Annotated in this window: 14 protein-coding genes; 2 read left to right on the top strand and 12 right to left on the bottom strand. The window is 38.7% G+C overall.

Features of this window, described 5'->3' with window-relative positions:
- Positions 1 to 2: 2 nt before the first annotated feature.
- Positions 3 to 950: a fumarylacetoacetate hydrolase family protein gene (locus tag AKG34_RS04540; protein ID WP_053344983.1), complete on the bottom strand. Its 948-nt coding sequence runs from the start codon at positions 948 to 950 to the stop codon at positions 3 to 5.
- A gap of 455 nt (positions 951 to 1,405) precedes the next feature.
- On the opposite strand from AKG34_RS04540, the gene AKG34_RS04535 reads away from it, so the two are divergent.
- Entirely contained in the window at positions 1,406 to 2,164 is a 759-nt protein-coding gene (locus AKG34_RS04535; RefSeq protein WP_053344982.1) for an IclR family transcriptional regulator, read from the top strand.
- Positions 2,165 to 2,233: 69 nt separating this feature from the next.
- On the opposite strand, the gene AKG34_RS04530 is transcribed toward AKG34_RS04535, so the two are convergent.
- The 8 genes from AKG34_RS04530 to argC all read right to left on the bottom strand — a co-directional run bounded on the left by AKG34_RS04530 (position 2,234) and on the right by argC (position 12,021).
- Positions 2,234 to 2,413 carry a YjzC family protein gene (locus AKG34_RS04530; RefSeq protein WP_053344981.1) on the bottom strand — a complete coding sequence of 60 codons (180 nt, stop codon included), beginning with the start codon at positions 2,411 to 2,413 and terminating at the stop codon, positions 2,234 to 2,236.
- A gap of 153 nt (positions 2,414 to 2,566) precedes the next feature.
- Entirely contained in the window at positions 2,567 to 3,526 is a 960-nt protein-coding gene (argF, locus tag AKG34_RS04525) for an ornithine carbamoyltransferase (RefSeq protein ID WP_053344980.1), read from the bottom strand.
- Entirely contained in the window at positions 3,523 to 6,642 is a 3,120-nt protein-coding gene (locus tag AKG34_RS04520) for a carbamoyl-phosphate synthase (glutamine-hydrolyzing) large subunit (protein WP_053344979.1), read from the bottom strand. The genes argF and AKG34_RS04520 overlap by 4 nt, the downstream gene beginning before the upstream one ends.
- Positions 6,635 to 7,717, bottom strand: a complete 1,083-nt coding sequence (locus tag AKG34_RS04515) for a carbamoyl phosphate synthase small subunit (protein ID WP_053344978.1) — start codon at positions 7,715 to 7,717, stop codon at positions 6,635 to 6,637. Before AKG34_RS04515 ends, AKG34_RS04520 begins: the two co-directional genes overlap by 8 nt.
- 81 nt (positions 7,718 to 7,798) lie before the next feature.
- Positions 7,799 to 8,950: an acetylornithine transaminase gene (locus tag AKG34_RS04510; RefSeq protein WP_053344977.1), complete on the bottom strand. Its 1,152-nt coding sequence runs from the start codon at positions 8,948 to 8,950 to the stop codon at positions 7,799 to 7,801.
- Positions 8,950 to 9,720 carry an acetylglutamate kinase gene (argB, locus tag AKG34_RS04505; protein ID WP_053344976.1) on the bottom strand — a complete coding sequence of 257 codons (771 nt, stop codon included), beginning with the start codon at positions 9,718 to 9,720 and terminating at the stop codon, positions 8,950 to 8,952. Before argB ends, AKG34_RS04510 begins: the two co-directional genes overlap by 1 nt.
- A gap of 15 nt (positions 9,721 to 9,735) precedes the next feature.
- Positions 9,736 to 10,968 (bottom strand): bifunctional ornithine acetyltransferase/N-acetylglutamate synthase, encoded by a 1,233-nt coding sequence (gene argJ, locus AKG34_RS04500; protein WP_053344975.1) that lies wholly within the window; start codon positions 10,966 to 10,968, stop codon positions 9,736 to 9,738.
- A gap of 18 nt (positions 10,969 to 10,986) precedes the next feature.
- Positions 10,987 to 12,021 (bottom strand): N-acetyl-gamma-glutamyl-phosphate reductase, encoded by a 1,035-nt coding sequence (argC, locus tag AKG34_RS04495; RefSeq protein ID WP_053344974.1) that lies wholly within the window; start codon positions 12,019 to 12,021, stop codon positions 10,987 to 10,989.
- 236 nt (positions 12,022 to 12,257) lie between these two features.
- Here argC and AKG34_RS04490 point away from each other — a divergent pair, with 236 nt between their 5' ends.
- The gene (locus AKG34_RS04490) at positions 12,258 to 12,947 is read left to right on the top strand and encodes a Crp/Fnr family transcriptional regulator (protein WP_083450672.1); all 690 of its coding nucleotides are present in this window, start codon (positions 12,258 to 12,260) and stop codon (positions 12,945 to 12,947) included.
- Positions 12,948 to 13,319: 372 nt separating this feature from the next.
- On the opposite strand, the gene moaA is transcribed toward AKG34_RS04490, so the two are convergent.
- From moaA to AKG34_RS04475, 3 genes are all read right to left on the bottom strand, one after another.
- The gene (gene moaA, locus AKG34_RS04485) at positions 13,320 to 14,333 is read right to left on the bottom strand and encodes a GTP 3',8-cyclase MoaA (RefSeq protein ID WP_053347987.1); all 1,014 of its coding nucleotides are present in this window, start codon (positions 14,331 to 14,333) and stop codon (positions 13,320 to 13,322) included.
- 107 nt (positions 14,334 to 14,440) lie between these two features.
- Positions 14,441 to 14,749, bottom strand: a complete 309-nt coding sequence (locus AKG34_RS04480; protein ID WP_053344973.1) for a metal-sulfur cluster assembly factor — start codon at positions 14,747 to 14,749, stop codon at positions 14,441 to 14,443.
- Positions 14,750 to 14,882: 133 nt separating this feature from the next.
- Positions 14,883 to 15,671 (bottom strand): prolyl oligopeptidase family serine peptidase, encoded by a 789-nt coding sequence (locus AKG34_RS04475; RefSeq protein WP_053344972.1) that lies wholly within the window; start codon positions 15,669 to 15,671, stop codon positions 14,883 to 14,885.
- Positions 15,672 to 15,713: the final 42 nt, after the last annotated feature.

The raw sequence follows: 15,713 nt of genomic DNA, 5'->3' as shown, positions 1-15,713 counted from the left end.
TCTTATTTTCCCTCCCCAGCACGTTTCACACGGTTTTCGAGATAACCGATTTTGTCGATTTCGATTTTGACAACGTCACCATCTTTTAAGAACACTTGTGGATCGCGGGCTACTCCTACTCCACCCGGCGTTCCAGTTAGGACGATGTCACCTGGTTCAAGAGTCATTAAGTTCGATAAAAATTCAACTAAATATTTCACATCGAATACGAAGTTAGATGTATTCGTTTTTTGGCGTTCTTCACCATTTACAGTTAAGCGGACATTTAATCCAGAAGGATCAGATAACTCATCTGATGTAACTAGCCAAGGTCCCATTGGTGCACTGCCTTCGACTGTTTTCCCTTGAAGCCATTCAAGTGTACGGCGTTGAATATCACGATACGTGACGTCATTCGCAATTGTATAACCTGCTACATAATCAAGTGCATCATCTTGAGAAACATTGCGTGCCCGTTGGCCCACTACAAAAGCAAATTCTGCTTCATAATCTAGTTGTTCTGAAATGGGGAAAAACGGAATATCATCTTGAGGTCCAATTACTGTATTAGCGAATTTGGCAAACACGACCGGGAATGGAGGCAGTTCGCGACCCATTTCTGCAATGTGTTCACGGTAGTTATGTCCTACGCAAATAATTTTCCCTGGCTTTTGGACAGGTGCCTCAAGTTTTACGTTTTCAACAGCATGTACCAGAGTACGTTTGAATGAATCGCGATTATTCAATGCATAATCCGCAGCTTTTCTTGCGATGGAAAGGCTTTCATTCCCACCCTGTAGAAATGCTTCCATAGTTGAAGGTACATAAGCTTCAGCGATTTGTTCACTGCGAAGTTTCCCTTCACTTTCAAGAAGTGCTTGATAAGCATAGTTTAGGTCTACAATCTCTTTATTTGGATAAATTGCGCCAATACGTGTAAATCCTTCACGGCTAAAAGTTACTAATTTCATTTTTCATTCTCCTTTATTTATCATTATTTTTTAAAAGCTGTCTTTTAGTTTTATTGATGCACCTATCTTTGTTTGAAACAAGGCATTGTTTATAAAAAGAATGTCCTTTTACAAACTAGAGGACAAATGGTAACTATACCTCGCATCAATTTTTATTTTTTCACTTATAGATAACTTAGTTCACTATTTATATACATGATAACTTAATTTTCGGAAAATTGTCAAGGAAGTATTGCAAAAATTTTTATGAAAATGATATTATCAACATCATTATGAAGCTTTTAGTAGCAAATTTAACAAATACAAATATGACTAGACTTATCGAAAACTAGAAGTATATTTAACAGATGTGTTTATGCGGACGTTATGGAGCATACTTTTTATTTATTTTCATTTAAACTTTACATACTCTGATATACTAGACCTAAATTAAAACAGATTAGGGAGATTGTCATATGGAAATCGTAAAATCTGGTTCAACCATTCAATCCTTGCAAATCGGGATGAGCATTATTGATTTACTCGCTTCACAAAGAAATCCTTTAAGATTCTCTGATATTCAAGAATCTACAGAAATAACTAAAAGTAACCTTTATAAGTATTTAAATACTTTGACCCAACTCGAGTTACTATATCGCGATAAGACAACTGGTATGTATTCCCTCGGGAGCAAACTAATTCAATATGGTATGGCAGCTATAGGGAATGAGGACGTCACAAGCCGAATTACTCCTTATTTACAGGAAATCAGCCATCATACCTCCTGCACAGTGTTATTTTCCGTTTGGACATACGATGGACCAATCACAGCAAAGATATGGAATTCCAATCAAAACTTAAATATTGGGGCCCAGCTAGGCACGCGCCTTCCCCCATCTTCTTCTTCCGGCAAAGTATTCACTGTATTCCAGGATTCTTCCATAACGGCAGACTGGATAGAAAAAGATAATAATGTTTCCGCGGCCTTCCTTAGAGGAACTAAGGAATATCAAGCGATACAGAAATACAAAATTGCTTTTGCAAAAGAGCCTTTAGTACCTTCTGTTTCTTCCATGTCCATTCCGATTTTTAATTATAATGCAGAATTATTGGGAGCGATTACTGCTGTTGGCTTCACTGAAAGTATACCGGATCATTATGAAGATCCCTTAAGCCAATATTTAAGAAAGAGTTTTTTAGAAATCTCGAATATTTTCGGTTATTCTGAAGAATAGGATAGGTTATTTCCCATAAAAAAAGCAGGAAAAGGAAGTGAATTGTCCCTTTTCCTGCTTTTTATTTTATTATGGCTTTCGCTGATAGGTCCATATCCTGTTATGATTTGAAGTTTCAGGAAAAGTATCTCCTGCTTCTAGCTTTACCTTTTTCGGATTTAATACCGTGCTACCCGTTTCACCGATTTCTACGTAAGCCCCATTATTAGGTGCCTTCTGACCTGGCTTAAATTGACGATTTTGCCCCATAGATTTCACCCCTTTACATGCTTTCCATTTTATTATTACCGGGTTCACTTCTTTCATGTCTGAAAAATTCAGGGCAAAAAGGAAATTAGTCCATGGGAAATAAATCGTATTGATAAAAAAAAAGCGTCTGCTCTTTAGAGTAGACGCTTTTTTTTAAGACATTAAATCCACAAGAACCGCCTTTTGAGCATGAAGACGATTTCCAGCTTGGTGGAAAACGACGGAATTCGGTCCATCGATGACTTCAGCGGTTACCTCTTCTTCTCTGTGTGCAGGCAAGCAATGCATAAATATATAATTATCCTTTGCATACTTTACAAGTTCACTATTGATTTGATAATCCTTAAACGCCTCTAAACGGATACTATTTTCGATTTCCTGCCCCATAGAGGTCCATACATCAGAATAGACGATATCTGCATCCTTAATAGCTTCAACTGCTGAATTCGTCACAACAATTTCACATCCATTTTCCTTTGCCACTTTTTGAGCATAGGCGACAACATCTACATCAGGTTTATAGTTATCTGGGCATCCAATAGAAAAATCCATACCCATTTTTGCACAGCCAACCATCAATGATTGTGCCACATTGTTACCATCACCGATGTAGCTCATTTTCAAGCCTTTTAATTGTCCTTTTAACTCTATAATTGTCAAGAAATCCGCCATCACCTGGCAAGGATGGGCAAGATCTGTTAGCCCATTGATGACTGGAATAGAAGCATTTTCAGACAATTCCATAATTTTTTCATGCTCGAAGGTACGAATCATGATGCCATCAATATATTCGGAAAGGACTTTGGCCGTATCGGAAATAGATTCTCCACGTCCGATTTGCAAATCATTACCACTTAAGAACAAAGCGTGCCCGCCAAGCTGCATCATGCCCACTTCAAAAGACACGCGGGTACGGGTGGAGGATTTTTCAAAAATCATCCCCAGCGTTTTCCCTTTTAAAGGCGTATATTCCTCGCCCGCTTGTAATTTGGCTTTAATGGTCTGCGCTAGCTTTAACAGATCTGCAATGGCCGTGGGTGTAGACTCCTTCATGGTCAAAAAATCCTTCCCGTTTAAAATCTTCGCTTGTGTCGGTGCCGTTAGTGAACTCATACGTGTGACACTCCTTTCGAATATGTTACAATCCATTCCTGCAGCGCGGTAACGCCTGGATCAGCATTTTCTAACGATTGAAGATAGGCTTTAAAAGTCTCTTCTTCTGTAAATGCTAGAAGTCGATATTTTGCAGCCAATAATCTTAGCTTCTTATCTTCTTCTGTAGTTCCATAAGCTAAAACAACAGCTGCATTTCCTTCATTAAGCCATTTGTCAAAATCGGAATCCGTCAATGTCAACCCAGCTTCATTGATTAGTACAAGCAATTCTTCACTTAATTGGACTGATTCGGATTGATACACACCTGAAGTATGTTTAGCCTTTTGAGCATGAAATACTTTTGTTAATGCTTCTGTCATCGTTTTTCCGATAGCGATGCCTTCACCAGTTGATTTCATTTCCGGCCCTACTTTTGAATCAAGTCCGCTTAGTGCAAACGTTGAGAATACTGGATATTTTACAACTGAATACGGAATTTCTTCCATTAACCCTGTTTTTTCGAACACATTCGACAACGAGTATTTCCCAAGCAATATTTTTGTCGCAATCTGTACTAAAGAAACATTAGTGATTTTACTGATGATTGGAATCGTCCGGCTAGCACGCGGGTTTACTTCCAAAACATATACGTCATTGCCTTCAATCACAAATTGGATGTTCATAAGACCTTTATAACCAAGCTCTACTACTAACTTTTGTGCAAAAATAGTCATTTTATTTTTGATATCCTCTGATAAGGATTGAGCTGGTAGTAATGCCATGCTATCTCCCGAATGGACGCCTGCTTTTTCTACATGTTCAGCAATAATTGGAATATAAATCTCATTGCCATCCGCAATCAAATCGATTTCCGCTTCTTTACCTGGAATATAAGAATCGATTAACACAGGAAATACAAGTGCCGTTCCATTTTCAATTCTATTCAGTAAGCTTTTCTTCGACCGGATAATTTCCATCCCCTGACCACCAATTACATAAGATGGGCGTAATAGAACTGGGAAGCCAATCGCCTCAGCACACTCAATTAATTGCTCTGCACTATTGGCCATCGAACCCGGCACATGTGGAATCTCCAGCTTTTGCAGAAGCTGATAAAAGCGATCGCGATCTTCTAGTTGGTCAAGCGTATCAAATGAGGTACCCAATAAATTAATTCCGTAATCTTCCAGTCCCTTTGCCAGATTTATGGCTGTCTGTCCGCCAAATTGGACAATTACATCCTCAATATCTTCCGCTTCTATAACATTCAGTACATATTCCAAGGTTAATGGCTCGAAATAAAGACGATCTGCTGTTGCGAAATCCGTACTTACCGTTTCTGGGTTATTATTAATCATGATCGTTTCAACATTTTCATCCTGAAGTGCATAAACACCATGAACGGAACAGTAATCGAATTCAATTCCCTGTCCGATTCGGATTGGGCCACTGCCAATCATCAATACTTTCTTTTTATCTGTTTTTTTCTGCTCGTTCTCTCCAAAATATGTTGAATAATGATAATTCGTATGTGATTCAAATTCAGCTGCACATGTATCAACCGTTTTGTAAACGGCGGTAATGCCTAGTGATTTACGGTGTGCTCTCACTTCGATTTCACTTACTTTCCATACGGAGGCAAGATAACGGTCAGAGAAGCCCTTTTCCTTGTACAGCTGCAGTTCTTCTTTGGTGACCAAATCGATTGTCTTAGCAGTGATTTCATTTTCTTTCTCGATCAGCGAAGCAAAAGATTGAAGGAAGAAATAATCAATGATGGTTGCTTTATGGATTTCTTCAACTGTCACACCTTTACGAAGCATTTCAAAAATGACAAAAATGCGTTCGTCAGATTTTTCAGCGAGCTTTTCCCAAAGTTCTGGAACAGTTTTATCTTTTAATGATAAAAGTTGCAGTCCATTCGTTTTTAATTCTAATGAATCGATAGCTTTTTGGACTCCACCTTCAAAGCTACGGTGTAATGCCATAACTTCGCCTGTCGCCTTCATCTGAGTTCCTAATTTGCGGTGGGCAGTCGTGAATTTATCGAATGGCCACCGTGGAAATTTTACTGCTACATAATCAAGAGCAGGTTCGAAGCTTGAATAAGTACTCTTCGTTACAGGATTGATAAGTTCAGATAAATGATAGCCGATAGCAAGTTTTGCAGCGATGCGTGCAATCGGATAACCGGTTGCTTTGGATGCTAATGCCGATGAACGGCTAACACGTGGATTTACTTCTATTAAATAGTACTGTTTGCTATTCGGATCAAGTGCAAATTGAATGTTACAGCCGCCAATGATACCTAAAGCAGAGATAATTTTTATAGAGGCCGCACGTAACATTTGAAACTCATCATCAGATAAGGTCTGAGATGGAGCTACAACAATGGAATCACCTGTATGAATACCGACAGGATCGATATTTTCCATATTACAGATGGTAATGCATGTATTGTTTCCATCGCGCATAACCTCATATTCGACTTCTTTATACCCTGCTATACTTCTTTCAATCAAGCACTGTGTAATCGGGCTTTCTTGAAGTCCGCCTCGTACAAGTTCCTTGAATGTCTCCATGGTCTCAGCAATCCCTCCGCCAGTACCTCCAAGTGTATAGGCAGGACGAACGATTATGGGGAAACCAATTTTGTCGGCGAAAGCTTGCGCCTCTTCTAAAGTATGGACAATTGTACTGTCAGGAACAGGTTCATCAATTTCAAACATTAGTTCACGAAACAGTTCACGATCTTCTCCTTTTTTGATGGAGTCTATTGGTGTTCCTAATAGTTTGACATTATATTTTTCAAGCACTCCTGCATCATCCAATTGATAAGCAAGATTCAATCCAGTTTGCCCCCCTAATGTAGCAAGCAGGCCATCCGGCTTTTCTTTAGCAATGATTTTTTCCAGTACATCTACTGTTAAAGGTTCGAAATAGACAGCATCCGCGTTCATATCATCCGTCATAATCGTTGCCGGATTGTTGTTAACCAGGATGACTTTATATCCTTCCTCTTTTAAAGCGAGGCAGGCCTGTGTACCTGCATAATCGAATTCAGCAGCCTGCCCTATTACAATCGGCCCTGAACCAATTACTAAAATAGTCTGTATCGTGTTGTCCTTAGGCATATGCTTTTTCTCTCCCGCTATATTCATTTATCATTTGTAAAAAGTCGTTAAACAATAGTGAGCTTTCTATCGGTCCTGGATTCGCTTCAGGGTGGTATTGAGTCGTAAATATCGGTAAATCTTTATGCATAAGTCCCTCAACGGTACTATCATTCACATTCCGGAAGCGAACTTGAAGTGATGTTCCTTGTAAGCTTGGCTCATCCACTTCATAGCTATGATTTTGAGAACTCATATACACCTTTTTCGTTTTCAAATCGACCACGGGCTGATTCGCACCGCGATGTCCAAACAGCATTTTTTTTGTATTTCCCCCAAAAGCAAGGGCCGTTAATTGATGACCTAGGCAGATGCCCATTGTAGGAAAATTCGTAATGATTTTCTTAATATTTTCCAATAGATATTCAAGCTGTTTTGGATCCCCAGGCCCATTTGAAAGCAAAATACCATCCGGATTCAAGTCCTTGATATGTTCGAATTTAGTATCAAAGGGAACGACTGAAACTCGGCACCCCTGTTCAAGCAATGAATTTAATATGGATTTTTTATAACCAAAATCCATCATTACAACGTGTTTGGAACCTTTCCCGAAGCTTTCAATCTCTTTAGTAGAAACTGCGGCTACGTGCGCTTCTAAATCATTCAAACTGGATTCGAATGTGAATGCAGTTTCTGCTGTGATGGCTGCCTGCATGGAGCCTTCTTGTCGTATATTTTTAACTACCGCTCGCGTATCCACATGACTCAAAAGAGGGATGTTCCATTTGTCTAAATATTCAGCAATGGAATATTTAGCTTGATAATGAGAATGGCTCATATTTCCTTCATATACAATAACACCGGCAACATGCGGCTTCTTACTTTCGAAATCATTTTCATTAATTCCATAATTTCCGATTAAAGGATATGTGAAAATGACAATTTGGTCCTTATATGAAGGATCTGTCAATACTTCTTGATATCCGGTCATTCCTGTAAAAAAGACAATCTCTCCAGTGATTGCTTTTTTAATTGATTTAGTCAACAGTTCCCCTTCAAAGACGGAACCATTCTCTAAATGTAGATAGTTTTTCATGTTCTTCACCTCTGTAGATGACGTATATTTATATATAGAATAGCATAATTATTCATTTTATTCTATAAAAATTCATTAAATTTAGATTGTTTGTTTTATTGCTAATACTTTTTTTATTTTCTTAATTGCAGTATCAATCTCTGATTTAGTCGCTGTCAGAGGTGGAAGTAAACGAAGAACATTAGGTCCTGCACTTAATACGAGTAGGCCATCTTCTTGAAGCTCCATTAAAAACGACTGAACATCTTGTTTGCATTCGATCCCGACCATCATCCCAAGTCCACGAATTTCTTTGACTTCTTCTGAATCCTTTAATGCCTTTGTCAATTCACATTCAAGGTATTCAGCTTTTTCCACGACTTCTTTTAAGAATCCCAATTGGAAAATTTCTTTTAAAACAGCTTCTGCTGCTGCAACACTTACCGGATTACCGCCAAAAGTGGATCCATGGCTTCCAGCACTAAAGAATTCTGACAACGTTTCTTTGCCAATCATCGCCCCGATAGGTAGACCATTTCCTAGCCCCTTGGCCGAAGTAATGATATCTGGTTGGATATTAAAATGCTGAAATGCAAATGGTTTGCCTGTACGGCCAATTCCCGTTTGTATTTCATCGATAATAAGAAGTGATCCGTATTTTTTACATTGAGCTTGAATTGCGTCCAAATACGATTGCTGAACAACATGAATGCCGCCCTCTCCTTGAACTACTTCGATCATTACCGCTGCCGTATCCTCATCTACTGCAGTTTCTAAAGCATCGTTGTCATTGAATGGCACATATTCAAACGAAGCTAGCATCGGCCCGAAACCAATCTTGATTTTTTCCTGTCCCGTTGCTGCCATCGTTGCAAATGTACGGCCGTGGAATGACTGCAGACATGTGACAATTTTACTTTTTCCTGTAGCTTTACGAGCAAGTTTGATAGCTGCCTCATTTGCTTCAGCGCCGCTGTTGGCAAAGAAAACTTGACCTAATCCTGAGGCATCTACTAGCATTTTTGCTGCCCGTTCCTGTAAAGAACTTTGAAACATATTCGATACATGCCAGTATTTATTAAGTTGCTCCGTAACAGCCTTTTTCACCTTTTCATGACTATGGCCAAGGTTTAAAACTCCGATTCCCGATGTAAAATCAAGATACTCCTTACCTGTTGTACTGATAAGTTTCATCCCATTCGCTGTTTCCGGTTCAATGTTCCACCTTGCATATGTAGGAAATAAAGAACTCATTAAAATACCCCTTCTTCCTGTAGAAATTTCGTTCCGATAAATTGCCCGTTTTCATAGAAGTGATCCTTGCCGCTTACAATCATCACTTTCTCAACTCCTTTATTCAACACCGACAATGCTGTGTTAACTTTCGGAATCATACCGCCATAGATACTGCCATCTGTAATTAAAGCCTGTGTCTCCGTTTCAGTCAGTTTTTCGATAATCTGCTGATTCTTTAAGACCCCTTTAACGTCTGTGACAAATAAGCACATTTCAGCCGAGAGTGCCTTCGCTACAGAACCTGCAGCCATATCCGCATTCACATTTAACTTATTTCCATCTTCTGTAATCGAAATCGGAGTCAATACCGGGCAATAGCCTTTTTCAAATAGAAGTCCAAGTAATTCCGTATCGACTTGATGAATCTCACCAACAGCCCCTAGCTTCTTTTCATCAATATACTCACCAGTCAGGATTCCGCCGTCCGAACCATTTAGACCGACAGCCTTAATACCATGTGCCTCCAATTTATGGACGAGACATCGATTAGATTTGCCTGCCAACATCAGTTCTACAACTTCCAATACTTCAGTGGTCGTTTTTCTTAAACCATTTTCAAAGACCGGTTCAATTTCATATTTTTCAAGCATCGAATTGATATCAGGGCCGCCTCCATGAACAAAGACAATCTGGTAACCGCGGCTTTGTAACTCTTTAACACTTGTAAAAAACGACTCTGATAACTCGTTAATAATACTACCGCCGCACTTTATGACTAAAATGTTCACTCTTTTCAACACCCCTTATGATCGATAACTTCCGTTTATTTTTACATAATCATAGGTTAAATCACAGCCCCATGCCGTTCCTGATTCATTACCATCTTTCAAGTAAACATTAATGATAATACTTTCATTTTCCAAGTATGCCTTTGCATCTTCCTCAGAAAACTGTATAGGCTCGCCATCTTTCAGTACAATGATTTCACCAAATGAAATCGTTGTTTGTTCCGGTTGGAACCCTACTCCGCTTCGACCCATTGCAGCAATAATACGTCCCCAGTTTGCATCCGCTCCAAAAGCAGCCGTTTTCACTAAATTTGAACCAACAATCGTTTTCGCCATCATTTGTGAATCTTGTTTGGAATTCATGCCATGGACATTCACTTCAATTAATTTTGTCGCGCCTTCTCCGTCTTTCGCAATTTGTTTAGCTAAATTTTCAGAAGTCTGTTTTAATAATTCCAAAAATACAGACCATTCTGGGTGCGTATTTGTCAAAGGTTCATTTCTTGCTGCTCCATTTGCTAGGACCAGCACCATGTCATTCGTCGAACAATCACCGTCAACAGTTATTTGATTAAATGTATCATTCGTTATAGAAGATAACGCTTCCTGTAAATCATTCGGTTCAATGACAGCATCCGTTGTAATGAAACCGAGCATTGTAGCCATGTTCGGATGAATCATCCCTGACCCTTTCGCCGCTCCGCCCATTTTCACGCATTTACCATCAATGAATGTTTCATAACCGCAACTTTTAGTTACTATATCCGTTGTTAAAATAGCAGTACCAAAGTCTTCAGCAGCTTCAGCTGTATCTGTTGGCTCCAATAAATCTATGCCGTTTTTAATTTTATCCATTTCCATAAATTCGCCAATAACTCCAGTTGAAGCAACTGCAAATGAATGATCTTCCAAGCCGAACTTTTGAGCAGCAAGCTTTCTCATTTCAATAGCATCCTTTAACCCTTGCTCTCCAGTACAAGCATTCGCACATGCACTATTAACTACTATGCCATGAAGCTTTCCAGTAACTGCTATGCTATCCTTCGTTACATTGATTGGAGCCGCTTGAACTACATTTTGTGTATAAACCGCAGCGGATGATGCTGCAGTTTCTGTATAAATAATTCCAATGTCTTTTTTTGAGTAGCGCAACCCTGCATGAGCGCCTGAGGCTTTGAACCCTTTAGGCATTAAGATGTTTCCTTCTTGAATTTGTTTGATTTCTTCAACTGGCTGTAGTGTATTCATTATTTACCTCCAATAATTTTACGGATATAGTGGGCTGCTCCATAGTCCTGCTGTTTCCTCTAGCCCCATTAATATATTTGCATTTTGAATGGCCTGCCCTGCAGCACCCTTTACTAAATTATCAATAACTGAAACAATCGTTACCTTACCTGTTCTTTCATCATATGCGACGCCTATATCACAAAAGTTGGAACCATACACTTGTTTCGTAGACGGGAATCGATCAAGCGGCTGTACCCGGACAAATGGATGATCCTCATAAACAGTTTCATACAAATCTCTTAGTTCAGCTGTTGAAGTCTGCCGGTTTACCTTAATATACATCGTAGCCATGATACCCCTAGTCATAGGAACAAGATGGGTATTAAATGTTATAGGTTGTAAATCTGATGACCATCTTCCAAGCTGTTGTTCGATTTCCGGTATGTGTTGATGCTGATTCACTTTATATATTTTAAAGTTTTCATTCATTTCACTGTAATGTGTAACGGATGAAAGTGATTTTCCTGCCCCGGACACTCCGGATTTAGCATCAATAATGACATCTGTGGCTGTAGCCCATCCTTCTGTGAATAAAGGAGCAAGACCAAGTAATGCAGCAGTTGGGTAACATCCTGGATTCGCAATAATAGTTGATTCTCTAATTTCTTCAGCATTCCATTCAGCCAATCCGTATACAGCTTTTTCAATAATATGCTGAGGCGCGGCTGTTTTTTTATACCAGTGTTCATATTCACCTGGAGTTTGAAGCCTAAGATCCCCTGACAAATCGATTACTTTAATATTAAGGTCGGAAAATTCCGAAATTAATTGTGAGGAAACACCCGAAGGAGTAGCAAGAAAAACAATATCAGATTTTTTTGCAATTGCTTCCGGGTCAATTTCTTCTAATTTATCTTTCATATGCATTAAATGTGCATTTTCTTCATATAAACTTCGACCAAATTGGGATGACGTATGCAGTGATTTTATTTTCAAATGAGGATGATTATTCAGGAATCTTATCAATTCCACTCCTCCATACCCTGTTGCGCCTACTATTGATACGTTCACAAAAACCATCTCCTAGATTTTAAGTCCCTGCAATTCTTTGATTCTATTATTATAAGACTGAATAAAAATAAAATCAAATGTATTTTTATAAAATTCTAAACTTAAATTTTAAAAACAAGTTCCACTGCGAAAACTTCTAGTTTTATCCAAAGTTGTTGACTACTAGTGTTTTTTCCGTTTAAATCAAATAAGGTAGTAACTGAGTTATAACGGTATCTGAAAGGCGGTTGTAATAAATGAACGAATTTACGTTATCTAATCGAATGCATGCATTTTTTGATAATAGACATCATGTTAAACGTATAGAAAAAGGGTGCCTCCTTTTTCAGGAGAACACCCTTGCTAGTGATTTGTATTACATTTTAAAAGGCAAAGTTGAAGTGAGTAAGGTTGTTCCAGACGGTCGAGAATTGACAATGCGTATTTGTTCAGAGAATGACCTAGTTGGAGAAACTGTCCTTTTTTCTCAGAACCCTAAATATATGATGAATGCAAAAATGTTAGAAGATGGTGTTGTAGCGGTTATTTCTAAAGAATTATTAGAAGAGAAAATCGCGTCGGATAGTCATCTTGCAGTTGAAATGATGACATGGTTATCCGCTCAAAATCGTAAAAATCAGGCTAAATTCCGCGATATGCTCCTGCACGGTAAGAAAGGCGCATTTTACTCCACTCTCATTCGCTTATCAAATAGCTATGGTACTGAAGTTGAAGACGGTATAGTCATCACTCTTCCCTTTACAAACCAAGAGCTTGCTAATTTTTGCGGCACATCCCGTGAGGTAGTCAATCGAATGCTCTCTCAATTAAGAAAAAACAATGTAGTTTCTATTAAAAAAGGACGCATTAAGATACTTAACCTTGAGTATTTAAAGCAGGAAATTGACTGTGAAAATTGCCCAATAGAAATCTGTACTATCGAATAACCCCCCGCCCTCCATAATTAGCAGAGAATACTTCATGTACTGACCAGTACCTTAAATATATATGTAAGGGATTAGATTCATTTTAAAGTCCTTGCTCATCTCTTTCTTTACTGGGTCATTTGATTTATTTTTACTTTAATAAAAATGGATAGTTATTATGATATAGCATTATGAAAATGTATAAATTTAGTATAAAAATACATTTAAGCTAAATTAATTCAAATCAAGACAGGCATTCATGGCCTTCCAACTATACGTAAGAAAATACGGGATGGCATAGTTGCCATCCCGTATTTTCTTATCTATAGACTCTTCAATCACAATAATTTCACATAGTTAAATAAATCATTGTTCTTCTGAGCTCTTTGAAAGTTAGCCGCCAATAAATGACATTTCTATTTTTTCCTGTTTCTTTCTCGTTCCGGCAGCCCGCTCATCTGAATAGCGGTCGTCTCTATGGTTCCAAAGTGAAATGATAAAGTCAGTCAATTCTTCATCTGACATCTCTGAACGAAGCAATGACTTCAAGTCATGTCCTTTTCCATTAAATAGGCATGTATATAAACTGCCATTAGCAGAAAGACGAGCACGGGTGCAGCTTGAACAAAAAGACTCAGAGACGGATGTTATGAAACCTACTTCGGTAGTCGTCCCCTTATAGCGGAAGCGCTTCGCGACTTCTCCAAAATAATCTTCTTCCACCGGTTCCAGCTCGAATTCAGCCTGCAGCATTTCGAGCAATTCTTTTTTCGTAATGACGTTTTTCAACTGCCAGCCATTTGTATGCCCAACATCCATGAATTCTATATAACGTAATTGAATACCCTCTTCTTTGCAAAAACGGGCCATCGGCAGGATTTGAGATTCATTGGTTTCTTTTTTAACAACCATATTTACCTTAACACCAAGCCCTGCTTCTTTTGCAGCAGCTATTCCCTCCATAACCGGCTTTGTCCCGATATTTCTTCCGTTCATCTGCTTAAAAAGCACATCATCGAGGCTGTCTAAGCTGATATTTACCCGCTGTAATCCAGCTGCCTTTAAATCTGCCGCGTGTTTTTTCAAAAACACACCATTCGTAGTCAATCCAATATCTTCTATTCCTTCAATTGAAACAAGTTCGGAAATGAGCGTAGAAAGATTTTTTCGCAGCAACGGTTCCCCGCCTGTCAATCTTAGTTTTTTAACCCCTAAGCTTGCAAATATTTTAGAAATCCTTACGATTTCTTCATAAGATAAAAGCTCACTTTTAGGAAGGAACTGAAAATCTTCGTGGAAAATTTCAGCCGGCATACAATACTGACAGCGGAAGTTGCAACGATCAATGACAGAAATTCTTAAATCCCTTAATGGCCTGTCTAATGAATCCTTTATATGACGGTTCAATTTTCCACCCCTAACCGGACGTATTAGAAAAAGCCAGACCAATAAAAAGTATCTCCATAACAATGGTTCACTGTTTTTTGACTGGCTTTATAATTATTACCTGTTAATTATTTAATTCCTAACGCGATTTTGGCATATCTGGACATGCGATCCCTAGACCATGGCGGACTCCACACAATCTTCACGTCTGTTTCTTTAACTTCTGGAATATCTTCCAGCACTAGTTTCACTTGATCGACAATCGTTCCAGCTAGCGGACAACCCATGGCAGTCAATGTCATCGTTACTGTCGTTAGTCCTGCATCATCCATATCCACATCATACACCAAGCCTAAATTCACGATATCTATTCCAAGCTCCGGGTCAATGACCTGCTCTAAAGCTCCAAAAATAATGTCTTTTGTATCTTGATCCACTTCAATCACTCCTTTTATGAATAATACTCCCCGATTTGTAATAATCGGTTTATAGTCGGTTGCGGCAATAAATGTCCGATTCAGACTTTACACAATGTCCTTAATAGAATCATACCAGATTTCCCATGTGTGCTTAAGCTTTTTGCACAGCTGGTCGTAAATGTTTCTCGAACCATTCCGCAGTCCGAAGCACACCTTCTCTACTTACCTTATGCCCAGCCTTCTGATCGAGGATAAAATCAATTTTTTCATGTGCTTCATTATAACCCGCTTTTACTCCTTCATAAAAGCGATATGCATGTTGATATGGTACAACAGGATCTTTAGCACCATGCCAAAATAGAAGCGGTCTGTTTGAAAGCTTGTCTTGATTGAGGCTTAAGTCAAATGGTTTGAGCTTTTCAATCACTTTATTTACTTCCTCATCCGTGATTGGGAAATTCACTTTCCTTTTCTTAATCTCCTCTATTTGAAGCTCCGCATACGCTACATAGGACGGATTACCCATTAAGCTAACTCCAACTGTAATCCAATCATAGGCCGCCAGAGCTCCGTTGGTCACAATACCTCCCATTGAGGTACCCGCTACACCAATTCTTTTAGAGTCAATTAATTTTCTGGCTAATAAATCATCCTTAATCAAAGCTAAATCCTTGATGGTCTGTAATACCATTTCCCAAAAACGGGGCATCAATTGCGAATCACTATATCCAACTTCCCTCTCCCCATGATAAATTACATCAGGAAGAAGCACACGAAAACCCTTTTCAGCCATTAAATAAGCATAATGAAGATTGTGTTCTTTTGCACTTTGAAAACCATGTATAAAAATAATAAGCGGCAGTTCTTGATTGAAAGCCGACTGCTCACTTAAGTGTAAAACAGGAATATGTCCAATCTTTTCTTTTTCAATTATTATCAAGATAATCCCTCCGAATATTTAAATACTGTCGGTTTTTTCATT

Origin of the sequence: Peribacillus butanolivorans (genome assembly GCF_001273755.1) — a bacterium.
Classification (GTDB): Bacteria; Bacillota; Bacilli; order Bacillales; family DSM-1321; genus Peribacillus; species Peribacillus butanolivorans.
The sequence above is the reverse complement of the archived record's forward strand: the minus strand, read 5'-3'. Positions and strand labels throughout refer to the sequence as shown.

Bases quoted from the DNA above. Each gene is read 5' to 3' on its own strand.
- AKG34_RS04490 (WP_083450672.1), top strand. From the start codon at position 12,258: ATGAACGAATTTACGTTATCTAATCGAATGCATGCATTTTTTGATAAT.
- AKG34_RS04515 (WP_053344978.1), bottom strand. From the start codon at position 7,717: ATGAAAAACTATCTACATTTAGAGAATGGTTCCGTCTTTGAAGGGGAA.
- argF (WP_053344980.1), bottom strand. From the start codon at position 3,526: ATGAGTTCACTAACGGCACCGACACAAGCGAAGATTTTAAACGGGAAG.
- AKG34_RS04530 (WP_053344981.1), bottom strand. From the start codon at position 2,413: ATGGGGCAAAATCGTCAATTTAAGCCAGGTCAGAAGGCACCTAATAAT.
- AKG34_RS04535 (WP_053344982.1), top strand. From the start codon at position 1,406: ATGGAAATCGTAAAATCTGGTTCAACCATTCAATCCTTGCAAATCGGG.
- AKG34_RS04540 (WP_053344983.1), bottom strand. From the start codon at position 950: ATGAAATTAGTAACTTTTAGCCGTGAAGGATTTACACGTATTGGCGCA.
- AKG34_RS04510 (WP_053344977.1), bottom strand. From the start codon at position 8,950: ATGAGTTCTTTATTTCCTACATATGCAAGGTGGAACATTGAACCGGAA.
- AKG34_RS04520 (WP_053344979.1), bottom strand. From the start codon at position 6,642: ATGCCTAAGGACAACACGATACAGACTATTTTAGTAATTGGTTCAGGG.
- argJ (WP_053344975.1), bottom strand. From the start codon at position 10,968: ATGAATACACTACAGCCAGTTGAAGAAATCAAACAAATTCAAGAAGGA.